Source organism: Lysinibacillus sp. NPDC056185, from assembly GCF_047737915.1.
Taxonomy (GTDB): Bacteria; Bacillota; Bacilli; order Bacillales_A; family Planococcaceae; genus Lysinibacillus.
The window spans coordinates 1-1,258 of sequence record NZ_JBLLLQ010000104.1 but is presented as its reverse complement, the minus strand read 5'-3'; the positions used below and the strand labels follow the sequence as shown (position 1 = coordinate 1,258).

The window sequence follows — 1,258 nt, the reverse complement described above, 5'->3', positions numbered from 1 at the left end:
TCTGGACGCGGTGCGGATCACCGCTCCCCAGGAGCTCCGTGATGTCCTGGAAATCGGCGAGGAGTTGCCGGTCGACATCGCTCAACATGCTCGTCACGTCGATGGGTGCGAGGAGTTCGGCCGCCTCACGAGCCGCCTCGTCGTCGCCGCGCTCCCGGGCGAGGGCCTCGAGCGTCTGGCCGAGAACAGTGATGACGAGGGTATGCTCCGGGCGCTCGGCGGGGGTGTGGGCGAGGGCCGCGCGCAGTCGCAGTACCGCGCAGGCGATCCGGCCGGCGTCGTGCTCGCGGATGCCGGCGTCAGCGATGATCGTGCCGAACTGCAGGTCTCGTTGCCCCGGCCACTCGGCAGGTTCGGCGTGCGCTGCGCGCAGGAGGCGCAAGCCTTCGACGGCCTCCGGCGCCGGCGTCCCGTCCGGGAACGAAGCGACCAGCCGCTCGGCCTCGGCGAGTTCGGGCTCGCCGAGCAGCCGTGCGGCGTCCATCACGGTCCCGAGGGAGACCGCTGCCACCTGCGCCACCTCCGGGCGAAGGGCGCTCTGTCCGATGGAAGCCAGCCGCTCGCACACCGTTGCCGCATGCCGGGCCGCGGTGGCGAGCGCATCCGGATCCGCGGCGAGCTGGAAGCGCGACACATTGAGCCCGCGGGCGTGCGCAGCCAGTTCAACGAACTGCCAATGATCTTCCGGCAGTTGGCGCAGCGCAGAGTCGGACCAGGCGAGCGCGTGCTCCAGCGTGGCCAGCCGGTCCGCCTCCGCGAGATTCGGAGGGCTGAGGGCGGCATCGGCGTGTACCGCACTCACGACGAGCGAGAACCGAGCGTCGTGTGCCGGATCGGCGGGGTCGAAGGCGTCCCGCAGGGGTGGGGGCAGCGGAACATGACCGGGCACGCGCGGGCACAGGAATCCGAAGGTGCCCACCGCGATGAACAGGTTCTGCTGAGCGTCCGGGTCCTCGGGGCCGAGGTGGCGGAACCAGAAGGTCCAGCAGACGGCGGCGACCGCGCCGAGATCGATCTCTTCCTCGGGCGACGGCGCGACCTCGCGCAGCAGGGCCATCGCGTCGCTCACCGCGTCCTGCCCGCGCAGCAGCTCGGGGTCCTGAGCGTTCTGAGCCGCTACGAGGCGTGCGACAACTCGTTTCTGAAGCGCAGTCATTGCTCATTACAGTAGTTTGATTTGACGTCAGGACACAGTGGTTCCGGAGCTGTCAGGGAGTCCGTGGTGGGGGACGGGGCAAAAGCGCGCAGGGTGTACGAG

General features: G+C 70.0%; 1 protein-coding gene. It reads right to left on the bottom strand.

All coding sequences use genetic code 11. From position 1 onward, the window contains the following. The coding region (locus ACMZ42_RS27175; protein ID WP_415733453.1) for a hypothetical protein at window positions 1–1,156 on the bottom strand (1,156 nt) is incomplete at its 3' end. Between the last annotated feature and the right edge of the window lie 102 nt (window positions 1,157–1,258).